The following is a 16,812-nucleotide window of genomic DNA, read 5'->3' on the forward strand; positions in this document are numbered from 1 at the left end:
CCCAGATCGTCGCAGAGACCGAAATCCATGGGCGCGCTCGTGGGCGCGGCCCTGCTCGTCGCCGCCGGCATCGGCGCGCTCGGGACCGCCCCGGCCACCGCCGCTCCGGACGGGGCCACCCCGCTGGGCCGGATCGTCCCGGCACCCGCGAAGGTGACCCCGGGCGGATCCGCGTACGAGATCACGGCCAGGACCCGGATCCGCGTGGACGACGCCTCGAAGGACGCCCGCCGCATCGGCGGCTACCTCGCCGACGTGCTGCGCCCCTCCACCGGCTACAAGCTGCCCGTCACCGACGACGACGCGGGCGACGGCATCCGCCTCGAACTCAGCGCGAAGGACAAGGCATTCGGCGCCGAGGGCTACCGGCTCACCAGCACCGGCCGGTCCGTCACCATCGTCGCCCACGCGCCGGCCGGACTCTTCCACGGCGTCCAGACGCTGCGCCAGCAGCTGCCGGCGAAGGCCGAGAGCGACAGCAGGCAGAGCGGTCCGTGGCTCGTCGCGGGCGGCACCGTCGAGGACAGCCCCCGCTACGGCTACCGCAGCGCCATGCTCGACGTGTCCCGGCACTTCTTCTCGGTCGACAAGGTCAAGCGCTACATCGACCAGCTCGCGCTCTACAAGATCAACAAACTGCACCTGCACCTGAGCGACGACCAGGGCTGGCGCATCGCCATCGACTCCTGGCCCCGACTCGCCACCTACGGCGGGTCGACCCAGGTCGGCGGCGGCGCGGGCGGCCACTACACCAAGGCCCAGTACCAGGACATCGTCCGGTACGCCGCCTCCCGCTACCTGGAGGTCGTGCCCGAGATCGACATGCCGAGCCACACCAACGCGGCCCTCGCCTCCTACGCCGAACTGAACTGCGACGGCGTCGCGCCGCCCCTCTACACCGGCACGGAGGTCGGCTTCAGCTCGCTGTGCGTGAACAAGCAGGTCACGTACGACTTCGTGGACGACGTGGTGCGCGAGCTCGCCGCCCTCACGCCCGGCAAGTACCTGCACATCGGCGGTGACGAGGCGCACTCCACCAGTCACGAGGACTACGTCACCTTCATGAACCGGGTGCAGCCGATCGTCGCCAAGTACGGGAAGACCGTGGTGGGCTGGCACCAGCTGACCGAGGCCACGCCCATCAAGGGTGCCCTCGCGCAGTACTGGGGCCTGGACGGCACGAGCGCCGCGGAGAAGGCGCAGGTCGCCGAGGCCGCGAAGAACGGGACCGGGCTCGTCATCTCGCCCGCCGACCGGACCTACCTCGACATGAAGTACACCAAGGACACCCCGCTCGGGCTCTCCTGGGCGGGCTACGTCGAGGTGCAGCGGTCGTACGACTGGGACCCGGGCGCCTACCTGCCGGGCGCGCCCGCCGCGGCCGTGAAGGGCGTCGAGGCGCCGATGTGGTCGGAGACCCTGTCGGAGTCCGCGCAGGTCGAGTACATGGCCTTCCCGCGGCTGCCGGGGGTCGCCGAACTCGGCTGGTCGCCCGCGGCCACGCACGACTGGAACACGTACAAGGTGCGGCTCGCCGAGCAGGCGCCGCGCTGGGACGCCCTCGGTATCGCCTACTACAAGTCGCCGCAGGTGCCCTGGAACGGCTGACGGACCGGCAGGGCCGAGAAGAAGTGGACCGCAAGTGAAGGGGGCTCGGGAGGACCGTCTCCCGAGCCCCCTTCGGTCATGGGGTCCGCGGCCGCCTAGGCGATCGGGTTCTCCAGGTCACCGACCAGCTGGAGCGCGCCCGACGGGTCCGCCAGGTCCACCATCTGCTCGTTGTTGCGCAGCTGGAGCCGGTTCAGGGCGGACAGCGCGAAGCTCGGGGCGAACATGTCGAACTGGCCGAATTTGTCCGCCAGTTGGGGCGTGACTACCTGGTACTCGCGCACGCAGTCCGCGACCGCCGCCCAGAACGTGTCCTCGTCGAGCACGCCGTCCTCGACCAGGTTCGCCGCGAGGAAGCGGAAGAAGCAGTCGAAGACGTCGGTGAAGATCGACAGGAGTTTCATGTCGTCGGGGACGTCCGCGCGGATCCGGTCCACCTTCGGCGGCAGCACCGCCTCGGTGTCCATCACCGCGATCTCCTCGGCGATGTCCTTGAAGACCGCCCGCGTCACGACGCCGCGCTCGTCCAGGACCAGGATGACGTTCTCGCCGTGCGGCATGAACACCAGGTCGTAGGCGTAGAAGCTGTGCAGCAGCGGCGTCAGGTACGCCTTCAGGTACGGCTTCAGCCACTGGGCGGGGGTCAGTCCCGAGCGCTCGATCAGGGCGCCCGCGAAGGAGCGGCCCGCGCGGTCCACGTGCAGCAGCGACGCCATGGTCGCCAGGCGTTCGCCCGGCGCGAGCGACGGCACCGGCGACTCGCGCCACAGCGCGGCCAGCATCTTGCGGTACGGCGAGTAGCGGTCGGTGGCGGCCTCGTACTCCAGGTGCCGGTAGCCGACGGCCGCCCGCTCCCGGATGATCGTGAGCCCGGTGCCCTTCAGCACCTCGTCGCCCTCGATGAGCCCGGCGAGCCAGTCGTTGATCGCCGGGGTCGCCTCCATGTACGCCGCCGAGAGGCCGCGCATGAAGCCCATGTTGATGACCGACAGCGCCGTCTTCACGTAGTGCTTCGACGGGGACGTCGCGTTGAAGAACGTCCGGATCGACTGCTGGGCCAGGTACTCGTCGTCGCCCTCGCCCAGGCAGACGAGGTGCTGCTGGGCGATCTCGGCCGCGAACGTGACGGACAGCTTGTTCCACCACTGCCACGGGTGGACCGGGATCAGCAGGTAGTCCGCCGGGTCGAGGCCCTGGTCGCGCAGCGTCGCGCCGAAGCGCTCCAGCGTCTGTTCGCCCAGCTCGGCGCGGAGCAGCGACTCGTAGTCCAGGCCGACGCCGCAGGTGAACGCGGCCCGCTCACGCGTCGCCGCCAGCCACACCAGCCGCACCGGGCTGGCGGTCTCGGGGGCGTACGAGAGGTACTCGTGGATGCCGAAGCCGAGCCGCCCGTTGTTCGCGACGAAGCACGGGTGGCCCTCGGTCATCCCGGTCTCGATGTCCTGGAAGGACCCGGACGCGGCGAGTTCGGCGGACGACACGTCCGGCTTGGTCAGTTTGAAGCAGGTGCCGGAGAGCGTGGAGGAGATCTCCTCCAGGTAGACCGGCAGGATCGCGTCGGACAGGCCGAGCGCGTCCTTCATCTCGATGAAGAACTGCTGGGCGTTGAGCGGCAGTTCGGTGCCGTCGCGGTGCCGGCTGATGGACGCGGCGTCCACCTGCCAGTGGTCCAGGCGCAGTCGGCGGGCGGAGAACCGGTAGCGGGTGAGGCCGTCGTCGCTGCGGACCACGTACCGGTCGTCGGCGCCCTCGGTCGGCTCCGGCGTCAGGAGCCGCTCGTGGCTGAACTCGGCGATGGCCTTGCGGACGAGGAGGCGGTTGGCCTCGGCCCACAGCTCGGGGGTCAGGTGGGAGACGGCGTCGGCGAGGGTCATGCGGCACCCCCGGTCGTCGTGCCGGTCGCCGCTTCGAACTGGGCGCGGGTGCAGAAGCTCAGCAGCGCGGTCTTCTCCGGCTTGGCGATCTCCCGGTCGGGGACGAAGCCGACGGCCTCGTTCAGGGCGTGCACGGCCTTGTTGCCCACGTCGGGCTCGACGACGACGCGCGCGACGGCCGGGTCGGCGAAGAGGAAGTCCATGACCGCGGTGATCACGGCCCGGGTGAAGCCGGGTATCCGTATCTCGGACGGCGCGGTCAGGAAGTGCATGCCGACGTCGCCGGGCTCGGGCTCGTACAGGCCGACGAGCTCGACGTACCGCGGGTCGTAGCGCTCCATCAGGAAGGCCGGCTCCCCGTCGTGCAGTCCGAGGTACGCGTCGTGGTGCTCGGCCGCCGCGATCGCCATGTACTCGCGCTCGACGTCCTGCAGTTTCGCGTCCTGCATCAGCCAGAACGCGGCCTTGGGGTCGGTGACCCAGGTGTGCAGCAGCTCGCTGTCGCTCTGCGGGTCGAGCGGGCGGAAGGTCAGTCGGCCGACGGTGGTGGTGCTCATACTGCGAACTCCTGGAAGGCGATGGTCTTCTCGACGGGGTAGTACTCGGTGCCGAGCAGCTCGCCGATGATGTAGCTGTTGCGGTAGGCGCCCATGCCCAGGTCGGGGCTGGTGATCGAGTGGGTGTGCACGCCCGCGTTCTGCAGGAAGATGCCGCGCCCGGTCGTGTCGATCGAGTAGTTGCGGGCGACGTCGAAGCGGCCCCGGCCGTCCAGGCGGATGCGGTCCTTGACCGGCTCCAGGAAGGCGGGCGTCGCGTACTTGTAGCCGGTGGCCAGGACCAGTCCTTCGGTCTTGATCTCGTAGGCCTTGTCCTGCTCCTCCTGGTGCAGGCCGAGGGTGTACGTGCCGTTCTCGTAACTCGCGCTTCTCAGAGCCGAGTTGGTGAGCAGCCGGGTGGGCACGGGACCGTCGAGGCCCTTCTGGTAGAGCAGGTCGAAGATGGCGTCGATCAGCTCGCCGTCGATCCCCTTGAACAGGCCCTTCTGCTTCTCCTCCAGGGAGTACCGGGTGGTCTCGGGCAGCGCGTGGAAGTAGTCGATGTAGTCCGGGGACGTCATCTCCAGCGTCAGCTTGGTGTATTCGAGCGGGAAGAAGCGCGGCGAGCGCGTCACCCAGTTCAGCCGGTAGCCGTGGACGTCGATCTCGCTGAGCAGGTCGTAGTAGATCTCGGCGGCGGACTGGCCGCTGCCGACCAGCGTGATCGAGTCCTTCTTCTGGAGCTCCTGCTTGTGCTGCATGTAGCGGGAGTTGTGCAGGTGGTCGCCGTCCAGGCCCTGGACCGCCTCGGGGATGTGCGGCGGGGTGCCGGTGCCCAGGACGAGGTGCGGGGCGCGGTAGGTCTCGCCGGTCTCCGTGGTCGCCGTGTACAGGCCGGTGCCCTCGTCGTACGTCACCTCGGCGACGGTCGTCGAGAAGCGGACGGAGGAGAGCTTCGACGCGGCCCAGCGGCAGTAGTCGTTGTACTCGACGCGCAGCGGGTAGAAGTTCTCGCGGATGTAGAAGGCGTACAACCGCCCCGATTCCTTCAGGTAGTTGAGGAAGGAGTACGGGGACGTCGGGTCGGCCAGGGTGACCAGGTCCGACATGAACGGGGTCTGCAGGTGGGCGCCGTCGAGGAACATGCCCGAGTGCCACTCGAAGTCCGGCTTGGACTCCAGGAAGACGCCGTTCAGCTCGGCTATCGGCTCGGTCAGGCAGGCGAGGCCGAGGTTGAACGGGCCGAGTCCGATCCCGATGAAGTCGTGACGGTCATGGGATTCAGGAAGCGCGGTCAAGGGATTCTCCCAGGTACTGCTCGGCGTGGCCGGCGATGAGGTCGAGGACGGCCGAGATGTCGGCGAGGGTCGTCTCGGGGTTGAGCAGAGTGAACTTCAGGTACTGGCGCTCACCGACCTTGGTGCCCGCGACGACGGCGTCGCCGGAGGCGAACAGGGCCTTGCGGGCGTACAGGTTGGCGCGGTCGATCTCCGCCGGGTCGGTGACCGCGGCGGGGATGTAGCGGTAGACGAGCGTGGACAGGCTCGGCTCGACGACGACGTCGAAGCGCGGGTCGGCGGCGAGCAGTTCCCAGCCCTCGCGGGCCAGGTCGCAGACCTCGTCGAAGAGGTTGCCGATGCCGTCGGCGCCCATCACGCGCAGCGTCATCCACAGCTTGAGCGCGTCGAAGCGGCGGGTGGTCTGCAGGGACTTGTCGACCTGGTTGGGGATGCGCTCGGCGACCGTACGGCGCGGGTTGAGGTACTCCGCGTGGTACGTGGCGTGCCGCAGCGTGGCGCCGTCACGGACCAGCACGGCGCTCGAACTCACCGGCTGGAAGAAGGACTTGTGGTAGTCGACGGTGACGGAGTCGGCGCGCTCGATGCCGGTGAGCCGGTCGCGGTTCTTCGGTGACACGAGCAGTCCGCAGCCGTACGCGGCGTCGACGTGCATCCAGGTGGAGTACTGGGCGCACAGCTCGGCGATCTCCGGCAGCGGGTCGATGGACCCGAAGTCGGTGGTGCCGGCGGTGGCGACGACGGCCATGGGGACGAGGCCGTCCTCGCGGCAGCGCTCCAGCTCGGCGGCGAGCACGACCGTCTGCATGCGCTTGTCCTTGTCGACCGGGACGGAGACGACCGCCTTCGCGTCGAGGCCGAGCAGCGTCGCGGACTTCTTGACGCTGAAGTGGCTGACCTCGGAGGCGAAGATGCGCAGTTTCGCGAGGTCCTCCGTCTTGGCCTCCTGGCGGGCCAGCAGCAGCGCCTGCAGGTTGGACTGCGAGCCGCCGGAGGTGAACACGCCGTCGGCGGCGGGGCCGAGGCCGATCCGGCCGGCCGTCCAGTCGATGAGCTTGCGCTCGATGAGGGTGCCGCCCGCGGACTGGTCCCAGGTGTCCAGGGACGAGTTGACCGCGGAGAGGATCGCCTCGCCGAGCACCGCCGGGATGACGACGGGGCAGTTGAGGTGGGCCAGGTACCGGGGGTGGTGGAAGTAGACGGCGTCGCGGAGGTAGACGTCCTCCAGCTCGTCCAGCACGGCGATGGTGTCGTGCAGCGGCCGGTCGAGGTCGACGGCGTCGATGGTGGGGGCCAGGGCGTCCGGGGTGACGCCGGTGAACGGCCGTGTCGTGGTGGCGAGTTTGGCCGCCACCCGCTCGACTCCCTCGGACACGGAGCTGCGATAGAGCTCCGCGGTCGTGTCATTGAGCAGGTGCGAGCGCATGAACGGTTCCTCCGGGTGGGGATGAGGGTGTTCCCGGGTGGGGCAGGAAAGGGGAGCGGGGCCGAAAAAAGGGCGAGGTCGCGAACCCAGTGCTTAGGTTAGCCTAACCTAAGTTGAGCTTGCGACCCCGCCCCTCATGTGTGGCCGGAGTCAGTCCTGTGTGGCCGAATCGCCCTTATGCGGCGGCGGGTTGCTCCCGCAGCGCGTCCTCGCTCAGACCGCGCCGCCAGTACCCGACGAACGTCACCGCCCGCTTGTCGTAGCCGCGCTCGCGCACGAGATGGCGGCGCAACTCCTTCAGCGTCCCGGACTCGCCCGCGAGCCAGGCGTACGGGCTGGTGGCAGCGGGGAGTTCGGCCGCGCGCACGGAGTCGAGCACGCTCGGCGCGCCCTCGGCCCGCACCAGCCAGGTCACGGTGACGTCGGCCGCCGTCAGCACCGGCTGGACGTCCTCACGGTGCGGGACCTCCAGCCAGACGTGCGCGGAGACGGTGGCGGGCAGCCAGGAGAGCACCCCGAGGGCGGCGGGCAGCGCCGTCTCGTCGCCCCACATCAGGATGTGGTCGAAGTTCTCCTGGGGGCGGCAGCGCACCGCGGTGTTGTCGACGGCCGCCGGGCCGAGCACGGCGACCCGGGCACCGGGCCGCGCGGCCTCCGCCCAGCGGCAGGCGGGTCCGGCCGACGCCGGATCGTCGTTGTGCAGCACGAAGTCGATGTCGACTTCCTCCGCGGGCTCGCGGCGCTGGCCGCTGAGCGTGTACGAGCGCATCACCGCTCGCTCGTGGTCCGGGATCGCCCGGTACGCCGCGTGCCAGGCGCGGCCGTCGTCGCCCGGCTCGACCGGCGGCAGGACGGGAGCGTCCTGGCCGGGGTGCGGCAGGAAGAGGGAGAGCGACTGGTCCCGGCCGCCGCCGTGGAAACCGGCGAGGGCGGGGCCGGTGAAGGTGACCCGGAGCAGCGACGGACCGAGCCGCCGCGTGCGGACCACTTCCAGATCGAAGAAATCGAACATCTTGTAAGGGGCTGCCGCGGGGGCTTCGGCCGTCTGCGTCATCGGGTCAGGACACCTTCTTCGCCGTCTCGATCGCCTTCGCGAGGTTCTCCAGGAGAGGGGCGCACTTGTCGTAGGAGAGGATCGGCTCGGGGGAGCGGGCGATGACCTGGCCGGCCTTGACCGCGGGCAGCTTCTTCCAGGTCGGCTCGTCGATGTCGGCGGGCTGGATGGCCTGCGCGCGGTCGTCCATCATGATGATGTCGGCCGGGTGCTTGTCGACGTTCTCCCAGCTCAGGTTCTCGAACCAGCCGCCGGACGCCTTCTTCGCGGCCTCGGTGGGCTCCACGAAGTTCACGCCGAGGGACTTGAAGTACTCCAGGTCGATGGAGAGGTCCGTGCCGGACACGTAGAAGATGTCCGGGCTCGCGGAACCGGCCATGACCTTGATGTCGGGGTGCGCCTTGGCGGCCTTGCGCAGCCGGGCCGCGGCGGCCTCGAAGCGGGCCTTCGCCTTGACGACCTTGTCGGCCTTCAGGTCCGCACCGAGCGACTCGGCCAGCGCGTACATGCGCTGCAGAGGCTCGTCCAGCTTGCGGTCGAAGACCGAGATGCCGACGCTCGGGGCGAGCTTGGCGACCTTCTTCGCGGACTCCTCCGGGACGTACCAGAGGGTGCCGGCGTCGTCGAACATCGTGGTGATCAGCACGTCGGGGGCGAGGCCCACGTACTTCTCGATGTTGAACTGGCCCCACTCGTTGCCGATGACGGTGACCTTGGAGACGTCCATGTCGCCGGCCTGGACGTCGGCCTTGCCGCCCTTGGTGGTGGTCGGGCCGAAGACGCCCTTGACCTGCACGCCGTAGTCGAAGAGCGCGGCGCCGACACCGGTGAAGGCGACGATGTTCGCCGGGACCTTGTCCAGCTTCACGGTCGTGCCGCGGTCGTCCTTGAAGGACCAGGGGCCGGACTTCTTCGCGGCCTGCGTCGAGTCCGAACCGCTGTCTTTCGCGCTGTCGTCGCCGCAGGCGGCAAGCACGGCGCCGAGGCCGAGGGCGCCGCCGGCGGCGAGGATGCCGCGGCGGGAGGGGCGGGACAGTCGGGCGTTGGGCATGACGGGCTGCTTTCGGACGTGCCGGATCGACGGCCGGACTGGGTCGTGGAACTGAGGGTAGGTTAACCTAAGTTCCTGGCATGTCCAGGGGGCGGGTGAACTGCACGCCCCCACACGGCGAACCCGTACGCGCACGACGGCGGCCCCCGCGGCGCCGAGGCGCATCACGGGGGCCGCGTCGCAGCACTGCCTAGGACGTGAGCCCCAGTTCGCGGGCGATCAGCATCCGCTGGACCTCGCTCGTGCCCTCCCCGATCTCCAGGATCTTGGAGTCCCGCCACATCCGGGCCACCGGATACTCGTTCATGAAGCCGTACCCGCCGTGGATCTGCGTCGCCTCGCGCGCGTTGTCCACGGCGACCGTCGACGAGTACAGCTTCGCGAGCGCCGCCTCCTTCTTGAACGGCTCCCCGGACACCAGCCGCGACGCCGCGTCCCGCCAGGCGAGCCGCGCCGTGTGCGCCTTCATCTCCATGTCGGCGATCTTGAACTGGATCGCCTGGTAGCCGCCGATGCTGCGCCCGAACGCATGGCGCTCCTTGGCGTACTTCACCGACTCGTCGACACAGCCCTGGGCGAGACCGGTGGCCAGCGCGGAGATCGCGATCCGGCCCTCGTCGAGGATCCGCAGGAACTGCGCGAAGCCGCGCCCCTCCTCGCCCACCAGGTTCGCCGCCGGCACCCGCACGTCGGCGAAGTGGAGCTCGCGGGTGTCCGACGCGTTCCACCCCACCTTCGAGTACGGCGCCGCGACCGTGAACCCCGGCGTCCCGGACGGCACGATGATCGACGAGATCAGCGGCTTGCCGTCCGCCGTGCGGCCCGTCACGGCCGTGACCGTCACCAGCCCCGTGATGTCCGTACCGGAGTTGGTGATGAAGCACTTCGTGCCGTTGATGACCCAGTCGCCGGTGGACTCGTCCCGCACGGCCGTCGTGCGGGTGCCGCCCGCGTCCGATCCGGCCTCCGGCTCGGTCAGCCCGAACGCGCCCAGCATCTCCCCGGCGCACAGCCGCGGCAGCCACTCGCGCTTCTGCTCCTCGGTGCCGAACAGGTGCAGCGGCATCGCGCCGAGCGACACCCCGGCCTCCAGGGTGATCGCCACGGACGAGTCGACCCGGGCCAGCTCCTCCAGCGCGATGCCGAGCGCCAGGTAGTCGCCGCCCATGCCGCCGTACTCCTCGGGGAACGGCAGCCCGAACAGGCCCATGCGGCCCATCTCGCGCACGATCTCGTACGGGAACTCGTGCCGCTCGTAGAAGTCGCCGATCTTCGGCGCGACGACGTCGTGCGCGAACTCCTCCACGGTGCGCCGGAGTTCCTCGTGCTCGGGGGAGAGGTGGTGGTCCATCTGTCTCACTGCTCCTGCGGGGACTGTGCCTCGGGTACGAGGGCGCGAACGGTGCGGGACGGGCTGGGTCGGCCCAGATGCCGGGCCATCCACGCGCTGGTGGCGGTGAGACGGCCGAGGTCCACCCCGGTCTCGATGCCGAGTCCTTGGAGCATCCAGACGAGGTCTTCGGTGGCGAGGTTGCCGGTGGCGCTCTTCGCGTACGGGCAGCCGCCGAGGCCGCCCGCGGACGCGTCGACCGTGGTGACGCCGTGCTGCAGCGCGGCCAGCGTGTTGGCGAGGGCCTGGCCGTACGTGTCGTGGAAGTGCACGCCGATCGTGTTCGTCGGCACGCCCTCCTCGTTCAGCTCCGCGAGCAGCGCCTGGACGTGGCCGGGGGTGGCCACGCCGATCGTGTCGCCCAGGCTCAGCTCGTCGCAGCCCATGTCCAGCAGGGACTTGGCGACCGAGACGACCTGGTGGACGGGGACCGCGCCCTCCCACGGGTCGCCGAAGCACATGGAGAGGTAGCCGCGGACGTGTGCCCGCTCCGCCTTGGCCCGCGCCACGACCGGCTCGAACACGGCGAGGGACTCGGCCACCGTGCGGTTCAGATTGGCCTTCGCGAAGGACTCGGTGGCACTGGCGAACACGGCGATGCGGTGCGCGCCGAGCGCGAGGGCCCGGTCCAGGCCCCGCCCGTTCGGTACGAGTACGGGGAGGTGCACGCCGTCGCCGGCGAGGTCCTGGACGAGGGGGAACAGGGCCTCCGCGTCCGCCAGTTGGGGCACCCACTTGGGGTGCACGAAGCTGGTCGTCTCGACCGTGGTGAGGCCCGCGGCGGCCAGGCGGTGGACGAACTCCGCCTTGACCTCCGTGGGAACCGTCGACTTCTCGTTCTGCAGGCCGTCCCGCGGGCCCACCTCGTGGATGCGGATCCTGGGCGGGAGGCCCTGGGCGGGGACGGTCATCGGGAGCGTCATCGGGTGGCCTCCTTCAGCGGATCCTCGCCGTCGGCGCTTGCGGCTGCTTCCGGGTGATCCGCCGTCGTGGTTGCTCGCGCCGTTCCCCGCGCCCCTGAAGGGGCGCTCTCGGTGCTCTCCTCGGCCACGACCGCGAGCACCTGGTCCATCGCCACCGTCGTGCCCGGGGTGACGTCCAGCTCGGTGACGGTGCCCGCGTGGGGGGCCGCGATGACGTGCTCCATCTTCATCGCCTCCACCACCAACAGGCTCTGGCCCTCGGTCACCCGGTCGCCGACCGCGACCTTCACCACGGTCACGGTGCCGGGCATCGGTGCCGTCAGGGAACCGGCGCCGCCGGAGCCCGCGCCGGTCAGGCTCGCCGCGACCGGGTCGTGGTCCTGGACGTGCCAGGCGTCCCCGTCGCGGGCCAGCCAGTCGCCGGCGGCGGCCGTGAGGCGGGCGGGGGTGGCCGGGACGCCGTCCACCAGGACCTCCGTGCCGCGCACCCGGACCTCGACCGGGTCGTGGCCGGTGGCCTTCACGTGGTGCACGGTCCAGGCCGGCTCACCGCCGAGGCGCCAGCCGGTCGGGCGGGAGAACGGGTCGGCCCAGCCGTCGGCCGCCGGTGGGGCGAGCCGCCGCTGGCGCAGGGCGCCCGCCGCCGCGTAGATCTCCGCGGGGACGCCGGGATCGGCCAGGGCGTCCGCCTCGCGCTCCACGAGGCCGGTGTCCAGCTCGCCCGCCACGACCGCCGGATGGGCCAGCAGCCGGCGCAGGAACCCGGCGTTCGTCGGCACGCCGAGCGTCACCGTGCGGGCCAGCGCGGCCCGCAGTCTGCGCAGCGCCGTGTCCCGGTCGGGGCCGTACGCGATGACCTTCGCGAGCATCGGGTCGTACAGGGACGAGACCTCGGTGCCCTCGGTGAGGCCGGAGTCCGTGCGCACGCCGTCGCCCTCGGGCTCGTGCAGGGCGAGGACCGTGCCGCCGGAGGGCAGGAACCCGCGCGCCGGGTCCTCGGCGCACAGGCGGGCCTCGACCGCGTGGCCGGTGAGGGTGATGTCCTGCTGGGCGAACGGGAGCCGCTCGCCCGCCGCGACCCGCAGCTGCCACTCCACCAGGTCGATGCCGGTGATCAGCTCGGTCACCGGGTGCTCGACCTGGAGGCGGGTGTTCATCTCCATGAAGTAGTACGAGGACGGGTCCTCGCCCGGCACGATGAACTCCACCGTGCCCGCGCCGCGGTAGCCGCAGCTGCGGGCCGCCTCCACGGCCGCCGCGCCCATCGCCGCGCGCGTGGCCTCGTCGAGCAGGACGCTCGGCGCCTCCTCGACGATCTTCTGGTGGCGGCGCTGGAGGGAGCACTCGCGCTCGCCGAGGTGCACCACGTTGCCATGGGCGTCGGCGAGGACCTGGATCTCGATGTGCCGGGGGCGGTCGATCCAGCGCTCCACGAGGAGCGTGTCGTCGCCGAAGGAGGCGCGGGCCTCGCGGCGGGCCGCCGCGATCTCCTCCTCCAGGGCGGTCAGGTCGCGGACGAGCCGCATGCCCTTGCCGCCGCCGCCCGCGGACGGCTTGAGCAGGACGGGTGCGCCCAGCTCGCGGGCCGCCTGCGCCAGCTCGGGATCGCGGCCGCCCGGGACGACCGGGACCCCGGCCGCGTCCACGGTCTCCTTGGCGCGGATCTTGTCGCCCATCAGGGCGATGGCGTCGGCGGACGGGCCGATGAAGACCAGGCCCGCCTCCTCGCAGGCCCGCGCGAACGCGGCGTTCTCCGCCAGGAAGCCGTAGCCGGGGTGCACCGCCTGGGCGCCCGTCCCGGCGGCCGCCGCCAGGAGGGCCTCCACGGACAGATAGCTCTCGCCGGCCGGGGGCGGCCCGATCCGCACGGCCTCGTCGGCCTCACGTACGTGCCGGGCGTCCGCGTCGGCGTCGCTGTACACGGCGACCGAGCGGATCCCGAGCTCCCGCAGCGTGCGGATGACGCGGACGGCGATCTCGCCGCGGTTGGCCACGAGTACGGTCTCGAACATGCTCATCGTCTGAAGTCCTCCCCTCACATCCGGAAGACGCCGAACCCGCCGGACTTCTCCGGCAGCGGCGCGTTGGCACACGCGGTCAGGGCCAGGCCGAGGACCTGGCGGGTCTCCATCGGGTCGATCACGCCGTCGTCCCAGAGGCGGGCCGTCGCGTAGTAGGCACTGCCCTGCGTCTCGTACTGGGCGCGGATCGGCGCCTTGAACGACTCCTCGTCCTCGGCCGGCCAGTCCTCGCCGCGCGCCTCCAACTGGTCGCGCTTGACCGTCGCGAGGACCGAGGCGGCCTGCTCGCCGCCCATCACCGAGATCTTGGCGCCGGGCCACATCCACAGGAAGCGGGGGGAGTACGCCCGGCCGCACATCGAGTAGTTGCCCGCGCCGTACGAACCGCCGATCACGACCGTCAGCTTCGGCACGCGCGTGCACGCCACCGCCGTGACCATCTTGGCGCCGTGTTTGGCGATGCCGCCCGCCTCGTAGTCCCGGCCGACCATGAAGCCCGAGATGTTCTGCAGGAACAGCAGCGGGATGCCGCGCTGGTCGCACAGCTCGATGAAGTGGGCGCCCTTCTGGGCGGATTCGGCGAACAGGATGCCGTTGTTCGCGACGATGCCGACCTGGTGGCCGTGGATCCGGGCGAAGCCGGTGACGAGCGTCTGGCCGAACTCGGACTTGAACTCGGCGAACCGCGAGCCGTCGACGACGCGCGCGATGACCTCGCGGACGTCGTACGGGGTGCGCGAGTCGACCGGCACCGCCCCGTACAGCCCCGCCGGGTCCACCTTCGGCTCGGTCGCCGTCCGCACGGACCACGGCAGCGGGCCGCGCTCCGGCAGCGTGGAGACGATGGTCCGCACGATGCGCAGCGCGTGCGCGTCGTCCTCCGCGAGGTGGTCCGTCACTCCGGAGACCCGCGAGTGGACCTCGCCGCCGCCCAGCTCCTCGGCCGTCACCACCTCGCCGGTGGCCGCCTTCACCAGCGGCGGGCCGCCCAGGAAGATCGTGCCCTGATTGCGGACGATCACGGCCTCGTCGCTCATCGCCGGGACGTACGCGCCGCCCGCCGTGCACGAACCGAGCACCGCCGCGATCTGCGGGATGCCCGCGCCGGACATCCGCGCCTGGTTGTAGAAGATCCGCCCGAAGTGCTCGCGGTCCGGGAAGACGTCGTCCTGCATCGGCAGGAAGGCGCCGCCGGAGTCCACCAGATAGACGCACGGCAGCCGGTTCTCCAGCGCGACCTCCTGGGCGCGCAGGTGCTTCTTCACCGTCATCGGGTAGTACGTGCCGCCCTTGACCGTCGCGTCATTGGCGACGACCACGCACTCGCGGCCGCTCACCCGCCCGATCCCGGCGATCACCCCGGCGGCCGGGGCCTGTCCCTCGTACATCCCGTCCGCCGCCAGTGGCGCCAGCTCCAGGAACGGCGAGCCCGGGTCGAGCAGCGTGTCCACGCGGTCGCGCGGCAGCAGCTTGCCGCGTGCGGTGTGCCGCGCCCTGGCCCGCTCGCCGCCGCCCAGCCGGGCCGCGGCGAGCTTCGCGCGCAGCTCGTCGCCGAGCGCCCGGTGCGCCGCCTCATTGGCCCGCCAGGCCTCCGACGCGGGATCTGCCGCGCTCGTCAGCTCCGGTGCCTCGTGCATCCTGCGGTCCCCTCACCGAGTCATGAAGCGATGTAGGAAAAAGTTAATGACCGTTAACCGATTTCCTCCAGGTTAACGGTCGCTAACCTCCCTGTCTAGAATTGCTTCCATGGCCACCAGAACCGACGCACCCACCCGTCGCGAGCAGATCCTCCGAGAGGCCGCCCGGCTCTTCGCCGAGCGTGGCTTCCACGGGGTCGGGGTCGATGAGATAGGAGCCGCGGTCGGCATCAGCGGACCCGGGCTCTACCGCCACTTCGCGGGCAAGGACGCGATGCTCGCCGAGCTGCTCGTCGGCATCAGCGGGCAGCTGATGACCGGCGCCAAGCGGCGGGTCGCCGAGGCGGAGCAGGGGCCCGACGCCCTGCTCGACTCGCTCATCGAGGGACACATCGACTTCGCGCTCGACGACCGCGACCTGATCACGCTGCACGACCGCGAGCTGGACCGGCTGCGGGACAGCGACCGCAAGCTGGTGCGGCAGCTCCAGCGCCAGTACGTGGAGCTGTGGGTGGAGTCCGTGCGGAAGGTCTATCCGGAGCTCGCGGAGCCGCACGCGCGCGTGGCCGTGCACGCGGTCTTCGGGCTGCTGAACTCCACGCCGCACCTGAGCCGCCCCGGTTCGCTGCCCGGCCGGGCGGCGACGGCGCAGATGCTGCACAAGTTGGCGCGCGGGGCCTTCGCGGCTGCCGCAGAGTGATGTGTATCTCTGGACGCTCCGGTGACTGGCCGGTAACGTTCCTCTGAGCAAGCGCTTAGTCGTTTGATCGCTGTCTGCACACTCGTCGTCAAGGGAGAGTTCTCCGTGCGCCGTACCGTTTTCAATGAGGACCACGAGGCGTTCCGGGAGACCCTGCGCGCCTTCATCGAGGCCGAGGTCGTCCCCCACTACGACGAGTGGTTCCAGCAGGGCATCGTGCCGCGCGAGTTCTACGCGAAGATGGCCGAGCTCGGCCTGTTCGGCATCAACGTGCCCGAGGAGTTCGACGGCGCCGGCCTGGACACCCACAAGTTCGAGGCCATCCAGTACGAGGAGACCGCCCGCGCGGGCGTCTCCTTCGGCGGCTCCGGCGTGCACGTGCTGCTCGCCCTTCCCTACATCAAGATGCTCGCCACCGACGAGCAGAAGAAGCGCTACCTGCCCAAGTTCGTCGCGGGCGAGGAGATGTGGGCGCTCGCCATGACCGAGCCGGGCACCGGCTCCGACGTCGCGGGCATGAAGACCACCGCCAAGCTCTCCGAGGACGGCACGCACTACGTCCTCAACGGCGCCAAGACCTTCATCACCGGCGGCGTGCACGCCGACCGCGTCATCGTCTGCGCGCGCACCTCCGCGCCGAGCGCCGAGGACCGCCGCTTCGGCATCTCCCTCTTCGCCGTCGACACCAAGTCCGAGGGCTACTCCATCGGCCGCAAGCTCGACAAGCTCGGCCTGCGCACGTCCGACACCGCCGAGCTGGCGTTCGTCGACGTGAAGGTGCCCGTCGAGGACCTCCTCGGTGAGGAGAACAAGGGCTTCGGCTACCTCGGCACGAACCTCGCCTCCGAGCGCTGGGGCATCGCCTACGGCGCGTACGCGCAGGCCAAGGCCGCCGTCCGGTTCGCCAAGGAGTACGTCCAGGAGCGCACCGTCTTCGGCAAGCCGGTCGCGTCCTTCCAGAACACCAAGTTCGAGCTGGCCGCCTGCCAGGCCGAGGTGGACGCCGCCGAGGCCGTCGCCGACCGCGCCCTGGAGGCCCTCGACGCCGGTGAGCTGACCGCCGCCGAGGCCGCGTCCGCGAAGCTGTTCTGCACCGAGGTCGCGCACCGCGTCATCGACCGCTGCCTCCAGCTGCACGGCGGCTACGGCTTCATGAACGAGTACCCGATCGCCCGCCTGTACGCGGACAACCGCGTCAACCGCATCTACGGCGGCACCAGCGAGGTCATGAAGATGATCATCGCGAAGAACATGGGCCTGTAACCCGCCGAGAACGACCGCTGGGTACAACTGA

General features: G+C 70.5%; 13 protein-coding genes. 3 read left to right on the forward strand and 10 right to left on the reverse strand.

The annotated features are described in order from the left end of the window. Positions 1–27: 27 nt before the first annotated feature. Positions 28–1,608, forward strand: a complete 1,581-nt coding sequence (locus tag M4J07_RS18930) for a beta-N-acetylhexosaminidase (RefSeq protein ID WP_255973411.1) — start codon at positions 28–30, stop codon at positions 1,606–1,608. A gap of 95 nt (positions 1,609–1,703) precedes the next feature. Here M4J07_RS18930 and M4J07_RS18935 read toward each other — a convergent pair whose 3' ends face one another. The 10 genes from M4J07_RS18935 to M4J07_RS18980 form a co-directional block, all read right to left on the reverse strand. Continuing rightward, positions 1,704–3,482 carry an IucA/IucC family protein gene (locus M4J07_RS18935; protein ID WP_255973413.1) on the reverse strand — a complete coding sequence of 593 codons (1,779 nt, stop codon included), beginning with the start codon at positions 3,480–3,482 and terminating at the stop codon, positions 1,704–1,706. Next, on the reverse strand, positions 3,479–4,039 hold the full coding sequence (locus M4J07_RS18940; RefSeq protein ID WP_255973415.1) for a GNAT family N-acetyltransferase: 561 nt from the start codon (positions 4,037–4,039) through the stop codon (positions 3,479–3,481). The genes M4J07_RS18935 and M4J07_RS18940 overlap by 4 nt, the downstream gene beginning before the upstream one ends. Next, entirely contained in the window at positions 4,036–5,316 is a 1,281-nt protein-coding gene (locus M4J07_RS18945; protein WP_255973417.1) for a lysine N(6)-hydroxylase/L-ornithine N(5)-oxygenase family protein, read from the reverse strand. The genes M4J07_RS18940 and M4J07_RS18945 overlap by 4 nt, the downstream gene beginning before the upstream one ends. Beyond that, positions 5,300–6,742: a lysine decarboxylase DesA gene (desA, locus tag M4J07_RS18950; RefSeq protein ID WP_255973419.1), complete on the reverse strand. Its 1,443-nt coding sequence runs from the start codon at positions 6,740–6,742 to the stop codon at positions 5,300–5,302. The genes M4J07_RS18945 and desA overlap by 17 nt, the downstream gene beginning before the upstream one ends. Before the next feature lie 175 nt (positions 6,743–6,917). Beyond that, the gene (locus M4J07_RS18955) at positions 6,918–7,796 is read right to left on the reverse strand and encodes a siderophore-interacting protein (RefSeq protein WP_255973421.1); all 879 of its coding nucleotides are present in this window, start codon (positions 7,794–7,796) and stop codon (positions 6,918–6,920) included. A gap of 4 nt (positions 7,797–7,800) precedes the next feature. Beyond that, the gene (locus M4J07_RS18960; RefSeq protein WP_255973423.1) at positions 7,801–8,847 is read right to left on the reverse strand and encodes an ABC transporter substrate-binding protein; all 1,047 of its coding nucleotides are present in this window, start codon (positions 8,845–8,847) and stop codon (positions 7,801–7,803) included. 190 nt (positions 8,848–9,037) lie between these two features. Continuing rightward, positions 9,038–10,198 (reverse strand): acyl-CoA dehydrogenase family protein, encoded by a 1,161-nt coding sequence (locus M4J07_RS18965; RefSeq protein WP_255973425.1) that lies wholly within the window; start codon positions 10,196–10,198, stop codon positions 9,038–9,040. 5 nt (positions 10,199–10,203) lie between these two features. Beyond that, entirely contained in the window at positions 10,204–11,160 is a 957-nt protein-coding gene (locus M4J07_RS18970; RefSeq protein WP_255973427.1) for a hydroxymethylglutaryl-CoA lyase, read from the reverse strand. Then, the gene (locus M4J07_RS18975) at positions 11,157–13,172 is read right to left on the reverse strand and encodes an acetyl/propionyl/methylcrotonyl-CoA carboxylase subunit alpha (protein WP_255973454.1); all 2,016 of its coding nucleotides are present in this window, start codon (positions 13,170–13,172) and stop codon (positions 11,157–11,159) included. Before M4J07_RS18975 ends, M4J07_RS18970 begins: the two co-directional genes overlap by 4 nt. 23 nt (positions 13,173–13,195) lie before the next feature. Next, a complete protein-coding gene (locus M4J07_RS18980; protein WP_255973428.1) occupies positions 13,196–14,818 on the reverse strand; it encodes a carboxyl transferase domain-containing protein in 1,623 nt (540 codons plus the stop codon). Between the two features lie 109 nt (positions 14,819–14,927). Here M4J07_RS18980 and M4J07_RS18985 point away from each other — a divergent pair, with 109 nt between their 5' ends. Together M4J07_RS18985 and M4J07_RS18990 are read left to right on the forward strand one after the other, a co-directional pair. After that, a complete protein-coding gene (locus M4J07_RS18985) occupies positions 14,928–15,518 on the forward strand; it encodes an SACE_7040 family transcriptional regulator (RefSeq protein WP_255973430.1) in 591 nt (196 codons plus the stop codon). Between the two features lie 105 nt (positions 15,519–15,623). Further along, the gene (locus tag M4J07_RS18990) at positions 15,624–16,781 is read left to right on the forward strand and encodes an acyl-CoA dehydrogenase family protein (RefSeq protein ID WP_255973431.1); all 1,158 of its coding nucleotides are present in this window, start codon (positions 15,624–15,626) and stop codon (positions 16,779–16,781) included. Positions 16,782–16,812: the final 31 nt, after the last annotated feature.

The organism is Streptomyces longispororuber (assembly GCF_024448165.1).
Classification (GTDB): Bacteria; Actinomycetota; Actinomycetes; order Streptomycetales; family Streptomycetaceae; genus Streptomyces; species Streptomyces longispororuber_A.

Coding starts and splice junctions, on each gene's coding strand:
- M4J07_RS18955 (WP_255973421.1), bottom strand. CDS start 7,796: ATGACGCAGACGGCCGAAGCCCCCGCGGCAGCCCCTTACAAGATGTTC.
- M4J07_RS18935 (WP_255973413.1), bottom strand. CDS start 3,482: ATGACCCTCGCCGACGCCGTCTCCCACCTGACCCCCGAGCTGTGGGCC.
- desA (WP_255973419.1), bottom strand. CDS start 6,742: ATGCGCTCGCACCTGCTCAATGACACGACCGCGGAGCTCTATCGCAGC.
- M4J07_RS18965 (WP_255973425.1), bottom strand. CDS start 10,198: ATGGACCACCACCTCTCCCCCGAGCACGAGGAACTCCGGCGCACCGTG.
- M4J07_RS18985 (WP_255973430.1), top strand. CDS start 14,928: ATGGCCACCAGAACCGACGCACCCACCCGTCGCGAGCAGATCCTCCGA.
- M4J07_RS18930 (WP_255973411.1), top strand. CDS start 28: ATGGGCGCGCTCGTGGGCGCGGCCCTGCTCGTCGCCGCCGGCATCGGC.
- M4J07_RS18970 (WP_255973427.1), bottom strand. CDS start 11,160: ATGACGCTCCCGATGACCGTCCCCGCCCAGGGCCTCCCGCCCAGGATC.
- M4J07_RS18980 (WP_255973428.1), bottom strand. CDS start 14,818: ATGCACGAGGCACCGGAGCTGACGAGCGCGGCAGATCCCGCGTCGGAG.
- M4J07_RS18960 (WP_255973423.1), bottom strand. CDS start 8,847: ATGCCCAACGCCCGACTGTCCCGCCCCTCCCGCCGCGGCATCCTCGCC.
- M4J07_RS18975 (WP_255973454.1), bottom strand. CDS start 13,172: ATGTTCGAGACCGTACTCGTGGCCAACCGCGGCGAGATCGCCGTCCGC.
- M4J07_RS18940 (WP_255973415.1), bottom strand. CDS start 4,039: ATGAGCACCACCACCGTCGGCCGACTGACCTTCCGCCCGCTCGACCCG.